Origin of the sequence: Pedobacter sp. (genome assembly GCF_041645105.1) — a bacterium.
Classification (GTDB): Bacteria; Bacteroidota; Bacteroidia; order Sphingobacteriales; family Sphingobacteriaceae; genus Pedobacter.
Genome location: NZ_JBAZQQ010000003.1, coordinates 562,646 through 578,796 on the forward strand (window position 1 = coordinate 562,646; position 16,151 = coordinate 578,796).

Sequence of the window (16,151 nt, forward strand, 5' to 3'; positions counted from 1 at the left end):
CTTTAAAAGGCTTTTTTCTAAAACAACTGAAGTTGTCCTTCACCAGGGGGCTTTGCATCACCAAAAACAGTTTTACCACCATATTTCCATGAGTCCTTACGCTCCTTTTCTATCAAAGCATCAAAATTATCATTGGCTATAAAGTCCTGTTCTGCTTTACGGGATAAATTGCTCAGCTGTTGTATAGCATGTAACTTATCGCTCTGTCCAACTTTAGCCTGTTGTACAGCTTTACTCAATACAGCAATGGTTTCATCATATATTTTGATAGGTACTGGAAAAGGATGTCCATCCTTGCCACCATGCGCAAATGAAAAGCGTGCCGGATCCGAAAACCTGGATGGGGTACCATAAATCACCTCGCTAACCAGAGCCATAGATTGTAATGTTCTAGGCCCCATCCCCTCTAACAAAAGTAATTCTTCAAAATCAGCAGGCTGCTTCTCCTGTGTTAGCCAAAGCATGGCCCCCAAACGTTTCAGATCCACATCTTTTGCTTTTACCTCATGATGACTGGGCATAATCAATCGTCTTGCTTCAGCAATCATTCTATCCGGACTTTCGGTAGTCATGCTTAACATTGCTGCTCTTGAAGGTTGTGCTGCCTTTGCAACCAGATTTAAAATTTGTCCCTGGTTTTTACCACAGATTCCGGTATGCGGTTCTTCCACAAATGAAGTGAGCCCATCTGAATGCCAGTGATAACGTCGTGCAGTAGAACTGCCATTACGCATTCCTTGCTGAACTACCGTCCAAAGTCCGTCAGTGTTAACCACAAAACTATGTGTGTACAGTTGAAAGCCATCTTGTAAAGCGGTATTATCTACCTTTGCACTTAACTTACTACAACGCACCAGTTCATTCCCATTCAGACCAGTATGCTCACTATACTTAAGTAGTTCGTCAGGTGTATTACGTGATTTCTTTCCTTTGCCACCACAAATATAAATACCCAGCTCTTTGTAGTGCGGATTAATGGCAGCCTTTAATGCACCCATTACGGATGTAGTGATCCCTGAAGAATGCCAATCCATTCCCATTACGGCACCAAAACTTTGAAACCAGAATGGATCACTTAATTTGCGTAATACCTCGGCTGTTCCATATTCTGCAATAATAGCTTCTGTTATAGCCAAACCCAAACGAGACATCCGTTCTGCGAGCCATTTAGGTACGTAGCCATAATGTAAAGGCAAATCAGCTGTTCCAGATCTTTTCATTACTAACAAAATTAGCAATAATAATCGGATTAAATTTCACAATAACCAATTAATCAATATAATTAGTCTACCTTTCCATCTTAATTATTCCTTTGGAAAAAATATTTGATCAGCTGATAAACAGCTTCGTAAACGATAAAGTTGGTATCGCTAAAAACTTTATAAATCCAGCACTTTCGGCACACCTTATCAATAACCTCATCCAACTAAATACTGCTCATCAGATGATTTCTGCAGGAACTGGAAATGATGTTTTAGTTGCCCATGATAAAAGTTTAAGAAGTGATAAAATACACTGGTTAGACCGTAGCCACAACAACATCCATGAAAATGATTTCTTAGATCTTATTGATGCCTTTATTCTATACTTAAACCGAACATGTTATACCGGAATTACAGGTTATGAGTTTCATTATACACTATATGATATAGGGACATTTTATAAAAAACACATAGATCAGTTCAGGAATAATGATGTAAGACAATATTCTATGATTATGTATTTAAATCAGGATTGGAAAGCCAGTGATGGCGGAGAGTTGTGCATCCATCATTCAGATCGTCTGCAAAATATATCTCCCTCAAGCGGAAAGAGTGTGTTCTTTAAAAGCAGCGAACTACCACATGAGGTATTACTAACCAATAAACCCAGAATGAGCATCACTGGATGGTTAAAAATTGGCTAAAATGTTTATTCATGATGTTAATCGGCACGCATTGAACGTAGCGAAAAAGCTGCACCAGTACCTAATAATGCACCTGCAGCAACATCAGTAGGGTAATGCACACCAAGATATAACCTTGAATAACCAACAGAACCTGCCCATAAATACGAGGGGACAACCACATACCATTTAGGATAAGCCTGCGAAAGTGCAGTAGCTGTAGTAAAAGCAGTGGAAGTGTGTCCGGAAGGAAAAGAATAGTGAGCAGGCTGATAAACAGCCCGGATTTTAACATTACCCAGGAATGGCCTTGGGCGCTTTACTATTTTCTTAATCAGCAAGGTGGCCAAGGCATTAACAGCGGAACTACTGGCCACATAAAGTGCATTTTGTCGCATTTGTTTATCGTTTCCTATTACTCCACCTGCAAGCAAGCCAACAGGCACACCGATATTAACCCAGTCATTATGGTTTGATATGAATAGAAAGAAGCCTGTCTTTTCGGGAGTCCTGCTTTCAGACAAATTGATCAATATTTGATCATCCAGCTGCTGTAATTTAGATTGAGCATTTAACTGTATCGGCGAGGATACTGTATAAATAAAAGTAAATAAAAACAGGTATCTAAAACAAAGGCTCCTCATGACTAAAACTGTTTAGCCGCAAAGTACTAAGTTTTGACAATAATTTACAGATTGTGTTTATAATACACCTGAAAAATTACACAAAAAAGAAGGAGCGGTGGTGACCGCTCCTATCCAAACTTAAACACTATTTTTTCAAACCCTCTCTTAGAGCCTCCCATAAAGGCTGTTTAAGTCGGTTGTATTGTGGCGCATAAACATGTACCACATCAAATAACATTACACCACCAGATGCATTTTCTCTTATATACTTAATGGTTTTACTAATGGCTTGCTGATTTGGCCAATCCACATTCCCCATATCTATACTACCGTATAATGGCATTTTATTACGAGTAATGTATTTACCTCCTCTTAAAGAACCTTCAACACTCCACCAATGATATTTTAAAGCTGCTGTAGCGGCATTATCTGCCAGCATCAACTGCGTAAAATAGTTACCTGTCATCAACAGATCAAGCTGCTCTGCATAACCTGTTTTGTTATAATCAGGGTACGACCAGTCAAAACGTAACTCTTCGTCATTAAACGGATCATAATCCTGACTTGCCCAGTTCACTCCTACCGAATAATAACTACTGTACCATGCACCAACATATACACCAAATTTCATATTCGGTTTAACACTTTTAACAGCAGCTCTGGCTTTTACAAAAAAGTTATGAATTACTGTAGCACGATAAAGCAACCAGCGCTTATAATATTTACCGGTAACATTCGGCGTAACTACTCCACTCACAATTTTCCAGCTTTTAACAATATCCGTTGGAAACTCCATGCGTTTTGCCTGCGAATCATCGTATTTCTCTTCCAGGAACTTGATGAAATCATTTTTACTGAAATCAGAGAAATCTGCATCTATGTCGGTATATCTTGCATAATCCAATATCATACCGTCGATGTTATATTTACCCACGATCTCTTTAACGATGTTAAGCGCATGTTCCTGAACTGCGGGAATAGAGGGGTTAACAAAGCCATTTCTGCCGGTTGAGACTACCGGTACACGTCTGCCTGTTTCATCACAAACGATAGACTGGTATTGATCTCTCCACAATGGGTCTTCATATACCTTTCCTTTACCTGCTGAGCCCTCTACGAAAGTGATTATAGAAGCATAAATCTTGAAGTTACGCTTCTTAGCTTCTTCAATCATAAACCCTACATAATCTACACCAGGTGTAAAACTCTTTCCGTCGAGCGTAGTTACTTGTATAGAGTAATTGCTTGGATACATGGTGTAACCATTTGAGCCTTTAACATCAAGTACCAGACCTGTTACCCCCACTTGTTTAAGGGTATCAAGCACACGTCTGATTTTAGCAGTATCACTAAACCTGCCATAAGTACCAAAAACATTTGAACGGGCATCAACCCATGCAATAGCTTCGTTTCTACGCATGGTATCAGGCAACATAGTAGTTTTATCATCAGGTAAATCACCCTTTGCTACAGTCGACTTTTTGCAAGCTATAAAGCCTGCAAAAAGTAATGCTGATATCATGGTTATTTTTATCATCTTCTTCATAAGATTTCCAATTAATTTCAAATAATGGTTTAAGGGGTATATTTTGTAAACTCATGAGCGAGTATACCACCGTTGGTTAGTAACATAAATACCTGCATTCGTTCTTTATCTGGTGTTAATGCAATACAGACATCACCTGTCCCACTCGAATTAGCTGTCGCGCCAAGGAATTCCTCAGAATTATAAATATTAAAAGTTTTGTACCTTGGATCAGCAGCGGATAAATTGATTTTAGAATTTTCCGTAACATCATAAAGTCCTAATACTGCATTGTTATAACTGAAAGTTTTTACAAATTTCTGTATGGCCAGGAACTTCGCATTGTTAAACACCACGTAATCTGTTGCGAAATGGAAAATACCAAAATTAGCTGTTTCATTAGCAAAGCCTATGGTTCTTTCATGTGAAGTTCCATTAACCAAACCAATCTCGAACTGGTAATTGATAAAGTAATCCGTATTGGCATTTGTAGAAGTAGGCTGCGCATCTGCATTATATCCCATAAAACTTGCAGCACCTCCAACAACTGATTTGTAATTGATTACTTCAGGTGTATTACTAACCAATGCACCATTTGCAATTCTCCATTTGTAAATAATCGTCGACTGCCCACCTGTAGTCATCAGTACTGCATTTGTATTCACATCACCGTAAATATTCAATCTTCTGCCTACACCACCATCACCTGTTATAGCTGCTGGATTGTTATTGGTCCAATCGATTAATTTAACCGGTGTGGCATCAATATCACTCCATTTGTAAACCAGGAATTTACCATTTTTACCGGCAAAGGTTGAGCCTATAAGATTACCTTCAGCATCATTCACCACCTGCATAGCCAGGGCACTAAATGGTAATGTCATATTCTTAACAAATGCACCAGTATTTCTATTGAATACTCTGTAAACAGCTGGGTTTGTACGAACAACAGTAACCACATAATCTCCCGTTACTGCAATAGAAGTTTCATTATTGGTAGTAAAACCTAATTCAGCTGCAGTTTTAGTCCACATTCTCCTATTTATACCTACACCATAATCCAGTTTAACTGGTTCTGCAACTTTTATCTTATAAGTTTTCTTCAATCCATCTATGCCTGTAATAGTTAAAGGCAATTCTTGAGATAAATTAACTGTTGATCCACTTGCCAATGAACTGGTAGAATGGCTGTTGATTTCAAGGTCAAAAATTGCTGCTGTCAAATCAGCACCTGGCAAAATATAAAAAATCACTTCATTCTCTTTAACCATGGCTTCGACTTCCTGCGTAGAGGTCCCTGCCTGATATTTAACCGTGGCTTTTGTAATTGACACATCCCCTACTTTTTTCGATACCACAACATAAGATCTGACTTCGCCAGAGCCGGATGTGATACTTAAAGTAAAGGGTTTGGATACATCCCTAACCGTGCCCAATGCTGGAGTAACAATAGCATCGGAAGGTACGGTAGATCTCATAATAATTTTTGAAAGATCTACAGCATAATCAGAATTAACTGGGTAAAAGTATGGAATATCAAAATAAATGGTATCCATACCCGCACTAAAGCGGGGTTCAAAAAGTCGCTGGCTACCCATTCCTTCAATTGTACCGTATATATCAGCTAGTTCATTTTTTGTATTTGGAACTACTTTTTCTGCTTTCTTGCAGGAGTTAAACACCAGACCGACCAGTGTAGTAACTATAAAAACCAATGATAATCTCTTCATCATTAAAAGTTTAATGTTATAACTAAATATTACCATCCTTTGATCTGGGTAATTGCATCATTCCTCAGAATTTCGTCCTGAATAATAGGGATATAATAAAGTGCAGGAGTAAACTGACGATTGGTATTATCTACAGGTATTGTTGTATAATTTATAGAGCCCCCATTCGGTTCACCTTTATGACCCGTAAAACGAACATTATTCAGGACAAGGTGTGCCTTTCTCCATCTTCTTAAATCCCAATAACGATGTCCTTCAAAAGCTAACTCTACAATGCGCTCATGCTCTATAGCAATCATCATTTCTGATAGAGTCTGTGAAGGTGTATTAGGCAATCCCCTTTTATTCCTAAGGGTATTTAATGATTCTTTAGCACCTGTAATATTATTAATCTTAGTTTTTGCTTCTGCATCAATTAACAATACTTCTGCAAAACGCAACTCTATCCAACTTTGATCGCTTCTATTAAGTGAAATATTGGTATTTAAAGGATCAAGAAACTTTTTAGCATAGTATCCACTTACAGTTCTTTTAGGATCTGTCCCTCCATATTCAGCAATACCTTCAATATTATCACTCGCTGTTGTATTGATAGTACGACCTTTCCATGATGAGCCATTATACAGGATAGTGGCATTAAACCTTTGCTCACGATTAGCATAAGGATTTGCTGCCATTACTGGGTTAGACCATGAGAAGGTAGAGCCATCACTCATTTCAAACTCATCTACCAGTTCAGCTGTAGGTACCCCATAAACTAAAACCTTATCTGGTTCATCTCTGGGTGGCGCAAAACCAAGATCGTACTGATGCGTAATCTGAGGGCGAATGAAATCTAATTTAAAAATAGCTTCTTTGGTATTCTTGTTCGTAAAAATAGAAGCGAAATTGGCTTCTAATTCATACAAGCCTTCTGCAGCCAACTTTTTCACTTCATCAGCAGCGTTCGAAGCATTGGTATAGTATGCAGCAGCTTTTGAAGCAGGTACGCCAGTCAATTCATCAGCATTAAATTGTTTTTTATCATATTCAGCAATTGATGCAGCATATAACCAGGTTCTAGCTAACATTGCATAAGCAGCACCTTTTGTTGCTCTTCCTTTATTTGCAGCATCCCAGGTTTTATCCAGATACTGGGCAGCAAAAGAAAAGTCCGCTGCTATAAAATTCCAGCAATCGTCTTCACTTGATCGTTGTTTGTCTTTTCCTTCCGGACCAACGAGTTTATCATGCAATACAACACTGCCATGCAATTTTACCAGCCAAAAATAAACGTAACCTCTTATAAATCTGGCCTCAGCTTGAAACTTAAGTTTTGCGGTTTCATCCAAACCTTGAGCCTTTGTTTCTAAACCCTCCAAAAACTCATTAAGTCTACGAATTCTTGAATATCCAGCATTCCAATAATTCAACATTGGTCCGGAAGCATTTACTCTAGATGCATCAGAAGCAAGGATATTCACAGTCCCGTTTCCTGAAAGTGCAGATGTATATTTCATAACATCGGTTAATGCATCAGTTGCATTATCATAGCCAATAGGAAAAGTACCGAACTTAAAGGTGTTAAACTCATTATACATACCAATTATGTATAGTCTGACATTAGCTGGATTTTGATAAACAGCAACATCAGTATATCGATCAAGTGGATCTGTATCAATCTTACAACCACTCATAGTCAGAATTGCGCCTGCTATAAGAGCTGATTTTTTTAGTGCTTTTATATATGTTCTCATAAAACTATTAGAATATTAAGTTAACACCACCCGAAATCATTTTTTGTTGTGGATAGAATCCATTGTTTACGTTTGGCATTTCAGGATCCAGATATTTCAGTTTATCCCAGGTAAACAGGTTAAACCCTGAAACATAAAACCTCATTTTTTCAATTTTCGACTTAAACAATCTTTTTGGAAGTGTGTAACCTAACTGAATGGCCTTTAACCTTAAATAATCGTTACTAATGATAAAGCCAGAATTTGCATTGGCATTATGTGGTGAAAGTGATACTCCACCAGATGTTAAACGAGGATACTTTGCATTAGGATTATCTGGCCTCCAAGCCTGCTCTACCAGATAGTATGGTGAGTTTCCATATCCATAGAAAGTTTTGGTAAAGGGACTGTTGTCTTCAATACCAGATGTGCCTGAAGACCCTTCATAAACGCCGGCTAAAGCAACACTTGACTCTGCTGCTCCTTGAAATAAGAACGAAATATCGAAACCAGCATAAGCAGCTTCAAAGTTTAAGCCATACATAATTTCTGGCATATTGCTTTTTCCTACAAAAGTCATATCAGCATCCCTTGTAATTCTACCATCACCATTCAAATCTTTATACTTAAAAAATCCGGGAGCGATGATCCCACTACTTGGAGATGAACCATTACGAGCTTCATCCCAATTCTGATAAAACCCATCTACAACAAATCCTAACTTCTGTCCGATTGGCTGACCTGTTCTCTTTTGCCAGGCTGGTAAGTTCTGGTTTTCATTAATTAAAATGATTTTATTTCTAGCCCAGTTAAAGTTACCTGTAACGGAATAACTGAATTTTCCTATTGTATTACGATGTCTTAATTGCAAATCAAAACCTCTGTTGTCTGTTATACCATCATTGAATGTAGATGGATGATAAGCTCCAATTGAAGCTGGATATAAAGCAGCTCTTGGTGTTAAAATATCAGTGACTACTTTATAGAAATAATCAAAATCTACTCCCAATTTACCATTCCACAATTCAGCCTCAAAACCTACGTTTGTTAAGCGATGACGCTCCCAGGTCAAATTTCTATTAGGTGGCGAACCGGTGGATAAAGCATTAACTGGAATGCCTCCAATGACAACTACAGGATCTTTAGTTAAGCTAAAGCTAGGCAAATAAGCAAATGCAGTTGAAGCCTCTTTACCCAATACACCCATAGATGCTTTAACTTTAAAGAAGTTTACAGTTTCCTTTATTTTACTAAAAAACCCTTCATCACTGGCAATCCATCCTAAAGCTACTCCAGGAAAATATCCCCATCGACCCTCTTCGGGGAAGGTTATAGACGCATCGGCCCTAAATGCAGCTTCAAATAGGTATTTATTCTTGTAGGCATAATTCACCCTTGTCACATAGCCATTTCTTGCTGTGGAACCACTTGATCCTGTAGGCTTAATAACATCCAGCGGAGCATCACTACCAAAATCTATGTCATGTAGTTCTGTAAGTGCAAAGTTTCTAGCTCCTGCGGAGAACACATTATTTCTATACCTGGACCACTCATATAAGGCTAGTCCTGTTACCGTATGATCACCAAATGTTTTTGAATAATTTAAACTTGGCTGAAAGGTCAATCTGTTATTTTGACTATAACTTTGTCTCAATGTATTAACAGTAATTCCAGGAGGACTTTCAACCGGCACAAAGTTACCTGTAGGTCTTGATCTGGTTCGTCCCATCATTTTATACGGAGTTAACCATCCCTTATTTTCAGTTGCATTCTTATCGAATGATGTTTGTACCTTTCCAGTCAATCCATCAACCCATGGAACCTTAACATTAAAACTTAAACTGGTTTGAAATACATTTGTTTCACCACGTTGGTATCCTGACTGCATAACCGATGCAATTGGATTAACATAACCTGCATTACTTAAATAAGCTGTAGGAAGTCCATTTTCTGCATACATAGGCATATTAGGCAACATCCTTACCGCCTGATAAAATGGGTTCATATACGCCCCATTATCTGGTGATATACCAGGTGTATTTGTCTTTTGCATCCTGGCATTGATGTCGAATGCAACAGAAAGAATATCATTTAATTGAACATCAAGATTGGTACGCAGGTTAAACCTTTTATAATTTGTATTGGCTACTACTCCTTCCTGATCCAGATACCCTAGATTAGAGAAATATTTAACCTTATCAGTTCCACCCCTAACAGTCACTCCATGACTTTGTGAAGTAGCTGATTTACCTAAAAATTCGCCTATCCAATCCGAATTCCCTAATAATGGATTTGTATTCGTACCATTCCTTACCGCATTGATTTGTGATTGGTTATAAGTTAATGGAATGGGATCTGAATCAATACTTATCCTGTACTCATTATCCATTTCTTCCGCTCTTGAAAACCATTCCATATAGTCTGGACCATCTAAAAATTTAGGGAAGCGAGTATTGGAGTTTACAATTACCGCTCCATCATAACTAATGTTAGGTTTTTGTGCCTTTCCTCTTTTTGTAGTTACAAGAATAATTCCATTTGCGGCTTGTAAACCATATACAGAAAGAGCTGCAGCATCTTTTAGAATAGATATACTTTCAATTTCATTAGGATCCAATTGAGCAAATGGTCTTTGAACACCATCTACAATGGCAATAGGCCCCTGTGCCCCTTCATATGAGGATGTCCCCCTAATTCTGAGCGATGCATCATCAGCTCCCGGTTGACCAGATTGTTGCCAACTGGTAATGCCTGGTAAGCGTCCAGCCAACATATTCGTAACGTTCATAGTAGGCATTTGCTTCAGATCAGCACTATTAATCTGAGCCACAGAACCAATTACATTTCTCTTTTTTTGTGTACCGTAGCCTACTACAATCACTTCATCGAGCCCTTTATTGGCTTCAATCAGCGTTACATTAATAACAGGGTTGTTATTCGCATCAACTTCTTTAGTTTGAAACCCAATATAACTAAACACCAGCGTTTCATCACCTTTAGGAAGTTTAATGCTAAACTCACCATTACTATTGGTACTGACTGCTAAGGTTGATCCCTTAACCCTGACACTAACACCAATCAGAGGAAGTCCCTTTTCATCCAATACACGACCTCGGACATCAGCCACAGAAAAGTAGTCGAGCACCTTATCAATGATGCCCATCTCTTTTTCCTTAACAATTACTGTTTTATTTTCAATGCTAAAGCTTAAGGGTTGTCCCTTAAAACAAATCTGCAGTGCCTTTTCCAGGCTCACATTTTTAAGGCTCAGATTAACTGGCTTCGCATTGCTCATTAACTTGTCGTTATAAAAGAAATCATACCCCGTCTGTAGTCTGATCTCTTTAAACACGCTTACTAATGCAGCATTGTTATACTTTAAAGTTACATTCTGACTGAAACTGCTGGCACTCAGGTGTAAAATTGAAGTAGTTAATAATACTATAATCAGGTTAACCCTCATAATAATCTGTCTTTTAACTGTCGAATCGAGCCGTGTTAGTGGATTCATCGTCGACAAAAAGTTGGTTATACAGGCAGGTGGCCTGCATAGGCTTTTAATGTAAAATTTCATACATTTGAATCTGTTTATTCTGTGAAGTGCTTACTTTACAAGGGGAAACACTACACATCATTCATTAATAAATTGTTTAACAATACCCAAATCTAATTTGGGTTTAATGGACAAAGCAGTAAACTATTACCGGGCGTGTTCCACCACTCCCGGTATTTTTTAATCTTGTCAGGCAGATCGCCTAAGTACTGTTTCTGTAGTTCTTATTCATTTTGTTTGGTTTTAAGTAAAGCCTTTTAGGTTTTCCAGGCTCTGTTTTGGTTAATTATATCTGTTAGTTATTTTCTACGATTACCTTTTTTCCAATAACATCAAATTTCAACTGACCTGCAGCTTGCATAATTTTCAATACTTCCGAAATGTTCTTTGATCTTGATACCAACCCACTATAGGTCTGGTTGATGTCTACTTGCTCACCATACTCTACATTTACATCATACCAACGGCATACTTTCCTCATAATGCCATTTAAACTTTCCTTTTTAAACATGAAATCTCCATTCTTCCAATCCATTACCTGGTCAATATCTGCTACAGCTATACTAAGATCTTTAGCCCCTTTTGAAATAGCCTGCTGACCAGGTTTAATCACACTGAAATTATGATGCATTAAAGCCTGAACTTTAACAGAGCCTTCCAATAATGTGGTAACTGACTTTTGCTCATCCAAATAGCTATTTATATTGAAGTGTGTTCCCAAAACTTCTATTTCCTGTATGCTTGTTTTAACAATAAAGGGATGTTTAGGGTCTTTTTCCACTTCAAAATAAGCCTCCCCTTTAAGCTCAACATTTCGGGTTTTAACATTAACAAAAGACTCTGGAAATCTTATCGATGACTCTGCATTTAACCAAACCCTGGTACCATCAGGAAGTATAACCTGATGTTGCCCCCCTCTTGGTGTTTCGATGGTATGATAAGCCGGATTTTTGGTTCTTGATCTTTTATTTCTATCCATCATTTTATAAACCAGCTTTCCATCAGCAGTCTTGGAAATTACGATGCCTGATTCTTTTATGATCTCCCCATTCTTTGCATCAGTAATTGAGATTTTAGCACCGTTGGCAAGCGTTAAAATGGCTTTATTACTACCCGGCGCGATGTCTTTATAGGCCGTAGCTACAGCTGATTCTTTGTTTAAATCAGTATAAGAATAAATAGCAATTCCTAAACAAACCAAAATAGAAGCAGCTACTGCTATGCGTGGCCATAACGTTTTACGTTTAGGAGCGATATCGGTGTGCAATCTTTGTTGTAAATCCAACAGATCCTCATCAAGTTCATCATCCGACAAATTGAACTTTGTTACTTCCCCCGCAATGAGCCAGTTCTCTACAATGGCCTTTTCTTCAGGGGTACATGTTCCTGCCTGATATTTATATATTAAACTTTTTGCGCTCTGTTCGTCCATTGTTCCGTGCTATTTAAGTACATAACGATTTCCGAAACCAGAGGGGTTAAATAAAAATTAAAATAATTAAGAAGAGCTGATCAGTATGAAAACAATTAAAGCACCAAGCTTCGTTTTTAATATCCGAAGTGCATGATGCATATGGCTCTTAACAGTTTGTTCTGATAAGTTTAACTCGCTGGCAATCTCCTTGCGCGACAAATTAGTTTTACGGCTAAGTTCAAAAACTTCACGCATTCTTGTAGGAAGGGCAGCAATTTCTTTTTCAATAAGAGCACTAAGATCATTATGTCTTATTAAATAATCAGTTGCATTCTGATTGGTATCAAGATAATTTTGAAAAATATCCAAATAACGCTGAGATACTTTTTTATGTTTATATAAATCAAATATCTTGTTTTTAATAATGGTAAAAAGATAGGCAGGTAATGTCCCGGCAATATGTATATCTTCCCGTTTCTCCCAGAGTGTCAGAAATAATTCATGAATAAGATCCTTTGCTTCTTCTCGCTCTCCGATCTTTTTATAAGCGAATATATAAAGCAGAGATTGGTAGCGATTAAAAATTTCTGTAAATGCAATTCTGTCTCCAGACTTTAATAAGCCTATTAATTCAGTATCAGAAGATTCTCTATACAGCACCATAAACTATGTAATCCAGGTCATACTTGGTTAATCCCATATAAATCTAAAACAATTAGTTTTAAATTTATTTTATAAAGATAATGCCAATATTAAAAAAATATTTTCAAATATTGGCATTGGATTACACGAATCTGGAGATTAGACTTTAAATACTTCAGCCATTATTTCATACGACCTTAATCTTGCTGTATGATCAAAAATATGCGAAGTAGCCATAATTTCATCTACTCCAGTCTGATCCAGAAACTGTTGTAAATCTGTTCTCAGTGTCTCCTTGCTTCCCACAAAAGTACAGGCCAACATTTGGTTAGCTTGTTCTTCTTCGTATACATCCCAAATGTCATTCATATTATCTACAGGTGGTTGCAGCAATCTACGCTTTCCGGTAACAATCCCCATAAACAATTGATAAAGAGACGTTACCAGGTAATTTGCTTCCTGATCAGTATCAGCACCTACAACGTTTACACAGGCCAGGACATAAGGTTCGCTCAAATGTTCTGAAGGTTTAAAGTTCTGCCTGTAGATATTAATCGCATTCATAAATTGTGCTGGGGCAAAATGACTGGCAAATGCATAAGGTAAGCCAAAAGCTGCAGCTAATCGTGCACTGTCTGTACTGGAACCCAATATCCAAATTGGAATATCAAGCCCCTCTCCTGGAATTGCTCTTACATGACTGGTACTATTTTCTGCTGATAAATAGGTTTGTAATTTTAAAACTTCCTTTGGAAAATCTTGAGCAGCTTGAAAGCGAAGATCACCTCTTATCGCTGCAGCAGTAACTTGATCTGTGCCTGGTGCTCTTCCTAATCCTAAATCAATCCGACCAGGATATAATGAAGCTAATGTCCCAAATTGCTCTGCTATAATTAGTGGGGAATGATTTGGTAACATGATGCCCCCTGAGCCAACCCTGATTTTTTTCGTTCCACCAGCAATATGCCCGATGACAACAGATGTCGCCGAACTGGCCACACTAATCATATTGTGATGCTCCGCAAGCCAATATCTGTTAAAGCCCCAATTTTCAACATGTTGGGCTAAATCAAGACTATTTTTAAAGGTATCAGCAGGTGTTTTTCCTTCTATTACAGTAGCCAAATCGAGTACAGAAAAAGGAATAGAGTTAAGCAATTTTTTCATTATATCTATTTGATGTTTTCATCTAAACCAAAACTACAATGTATAAACAACAAAACTTAGCCAACTAAAGTGATATGACTTTAAATCCACATGCTTTTGAATTTCAAATGAAATTAATGGATATATTTATGCTGAAACTATTTTATAATGGAGCCCAGTGATGTAAAAATATCCAGAAAGAAACCGATTTTTCCGGTTTCTCCTGCTTTGCAAAAATATCTTAAAAAGTATCAAAGGGAATCAAAGCTTCCTATCGGTTATGATGATCTGTTGATATTTGATGAATCTTACCCGATAATGGATAAATATGGTAAAGACTCTTTATGGAGAGGTCCTATTTATTCGGCTGATAGGATTGAGGAACTGTACAATGGGTTAAAAGTAATCTATGCCAATTTAAAGGCTTCTGGAAATCTTCGGATTGTTCAGCATAAGTACATTGATAAAATTGAATATTGTACTTTTGGTAACACCCACCCTTTCCGCATTAGAATTGTAAATCGCTTAAATGATGTATATGATTATTTTTATGTAAAAAAGGCCGATGCTTCCCGAATTTATGGTTTAGAACTGGAAGAAATCCTATCTCCCAATCAGGTTAATTATCTGGTAGATAGAGAGACGCTGATTGAAGAACATATTGCCGGAATACCTGGTGATGTTTTCGCAAAAAACTATTTGCATAACCCTGAATACAATCCCACCCGTATTGCAAAAGAGTTTGTAAAGTTTAATGAACGCTGCCTCGTAATGTTACTTGGCGATATGAGAGCATATAATTTTGTAGTTCAAATCACTCCTGATTTTGATGATATTCAATTTAGGATCAGAGCTATTGACTTTGACCAGCAGTTTTATGAAGGAAATATAAAAGTGTATTTACCTCAATTTTTCAAAGAAAACTATGCCTATGTAAAAATGGGTATGGATCAATTGACAGATAAAACTTATCTGCAATACCAACAAGAAGAAAAATCTTCTCTTTTACATAGGGTACGGAGTGAGCGTCACAGACTTACAGACTTAAGAGATGTATCTAACACTGAAGTATTAACAACTGAAGAGAATATAAGCAGATTAAAAAAGGAAATGGGCGAGTATTTTGAAGATGATCAATACCTTGAATGCAATAGCATGACAGACATTATAGAGCTAAATATCAAAAACATTATCAGGCAGGTAAAACTCTAAACCTCAGTTGTTTTCAAAAAAAAAGCGGAGGCCGGTCAGAATGACTTGTGCCCCCGCAAATTAACGCTCTCGAGGTAAAAGTATAAAAAAAATATTAATTCTTTACAACAAAAATGTCATAAAGTTAAAGCTCCAAATACCTCATCCTAATACAGCTAATATTTTTATAGTTTCTAAAACCTCTTTTTTTAATTAGAACACATAATTTTTATGCGAAAAGACATAATAATATAAACCTTTCGACATAGTTATTATCATAAATTCCTTATTTTGCAATAAAAAAAGTATGTCTTTAAAAGCAATTGTAGAGGGAATATTAAAAGGCCAAGGAAGATCGCTGACCTGGCTTGCTGAAAAAGTTGGTAAAACTGTAGATGGTCTAAGACTTGGTTTAATGAATAAATCTGTTAAATATAAAGACCTCTTGCTTATGGCAGAAGTACTTAATGTTTCACCATGTAATTTCTTCAAAACAGAGGACACATCGGCTACTGTTCAAAAAAACATTCTTGCTGAACCGCCTATAGAATATGGTGATGCTTTAAAAAATTGTAAGGAGCTTAATGCTGCGTTAAAAGATCAGCTAAAAGACAAGGAAAGAATTATTTCTCTGCTAAGCGAGGTCAAAAGCGGCGATCGTTCGAGGTAAAAATGTTACATATAAAAAACGTTAAATAATTGTATTTTAGACCAAAATTCCTAT

The 16,151-nt window shown here is 37.2% G+C and carries 12 protein-coding genes; 3 read left to right on the forward strand and 9 right to left on the reverse strand.

Going from position 1 to position 16,151, the window contains the following annotated elements; all coding sequences use genetic code 11:
• Positions 1 to 17: 17 nt before the first annotated feature.
• On the reverse strand, positions 18 to 1,220 hold the full coding sequence (locus WC623_RS12415; RefSeq protein ID WP_372851452.1) for a DUF763 domain-containing protein: 1,203 nt from the start codon (positions 1,218 to 1,220) through the stop codon (positions 18 to 20).
• Between the two features lie 92 nt (positions 1,221 to 1,312).
• Between WC623_RS12415 and WC623_RS12420 the strand changes: the two genes are divergently transcribed.
• Positions 1,313 to 1,906: a 2OG-Fe(II) oxygenase gene (locus tag WC623_RS12420; protein WP_372851454.1), complete on the forward strand. Its 594-nt coding sequence runs from the start codon at positions 1,313 to 1,315 to the stop codon at positions 1,904 to 1,906.
• Positions 1,907 to 1,923: 17 nt separating this feature from the next.
• On the opposite strand, the gene WC623_RS12425 is transcribed toward WC623_RS12420, so the two are convergent.
• From WC623_RS12425 to WC623_RS12460, 8 genes are all read right to left on the reverse strand, one after another.
• The gene (locus WC623_RS12425) at positions 1,924 to 2,529 is read right to left on the reverse strand and encodes a phosphatase PAP2 family protein (protein WP_372851456.1); all 606 of its coding nucleotides are present in this window, start codon (positions 2,527 to 2,529) and stop codon (positions 1,924 to 1,926) included.
• A 127-nt stretch (positions 2,530 to 2,656) separates the two neighbouring features.
• On the reverse strand, positions 2,657 to 4,057 hold the full coding sequence (locus WC623_RS12430; RefSeq protein WP_372851458.1) for a family 10 glycosylhydrolase: 1,401 nt from the start codon (positions 4,055 to 4,057) through the stop codon (positions 2,657 to 2,659).
• A gap of 29 nt (positions 4,058 to 4,086) precedes the next feature.
• Positions 4,087 to 5,769, reverse strand: a complete 1,683-nt coding sequence (locus WC623_RS12435) for a DUF5018 domain-containing protein (protein ID WP_372851460.1) — start codon at positions 5,767 to 5,769, stop codon at positions 4,087 to 4,089.
• Between the two features lie 26 nt (positions 5,770 to 5,795).
• On the reverse strand, positions 5,796 to 7,502 hold the full coding sequence (locus WC623_RS12440) for a RagB/SusD family nutrient uptake outer membrane protein (RefSeq protein WP_372851462.1): 1,707 nt from the start codon (positions 7,500 to 7,502) through the stop codon (positions 5,796 to 5,798).
• Between the two features lie 7 nt (positions 7,503 to 7,509).
• Entirely contained in the window at positions 7,510 to 10,992 is a 3,483-nt protein-coding gene (locus WC623_RS12445; protein WP_372851463.1) for a TonB-dependent receptor, read from the reverse strand.
• Between the two features lie 337 nt (positions 10,993 to 11,329).
• Entirely contained in the window at positions 11,330 to 12,466 is a 1,137-nt protein-coding gene (locus WC623_RS12450; protein WP_372851465.1) for a FecR family protein, read from the reverse strand.
• Positions 12,467 to 12,532: 66 nt separating this feature from the next.
• Positions 12,533 to 13,111 (reverse strand): RNA polymerase sigma factor, encoded by a 579-nt coding sequence (locus tag WC623_RS12455; protein WP_372851467.1) that lies wholly within the window; start codon positions 13,109 to 13,111, stop codon positions 12,533 to 12,535.
• A gap of 138 nt (positions 13,112 to 13,249) precedes the next feature.
• Positions 13,250 to 14,257, reverse strand: a complete 1,008-nt coding sequence (locus WC623_RS12460; protein ID WP_372851469.1) for an LLM class flavin-dependent oxidoreductase — start codon at positions 14,255 to 14,257, stop codon at positions 13,250 to 13,252.
• 147 nt (positions 14,258 to 14,404) lie between these two features.
• Between WC623_RS12460 and WC623_RS12465 the strand changes: the two genes are divergently transcribed.
• Together WC623_RS12465 and WC623_RS12470 are read left to right on the forward strand one after the other, a co-directional pair.
• Positions 14,405 to 15,448, forward strand: a complete 1,044-nt coding sequence (locus WC623_RS12465; protein ID WP_372851471.1) for a hypothetical protein — start codon at positions 14,405 to 14,407, stop codon at positions 15,446 to 15,448.
• 286 nt (positions 15,449 to 15,734) lie between these two features.
• The gene (locus tag WC623_RS12470) at positions 15,735 to 16,097 is read left to right on the forward strand and encodes a hypothetical protein (RefSeq protein ID WP_372851473.1); all 363 of its coding nucleotides are present in this window, start codon (positions 15,735 to 15,737) and stop codon (positions 16,095 to 16,097) included.
• The last annotated feature ends 54 nt before the right edge of the window (positions 16,098 to 16,151 follow it).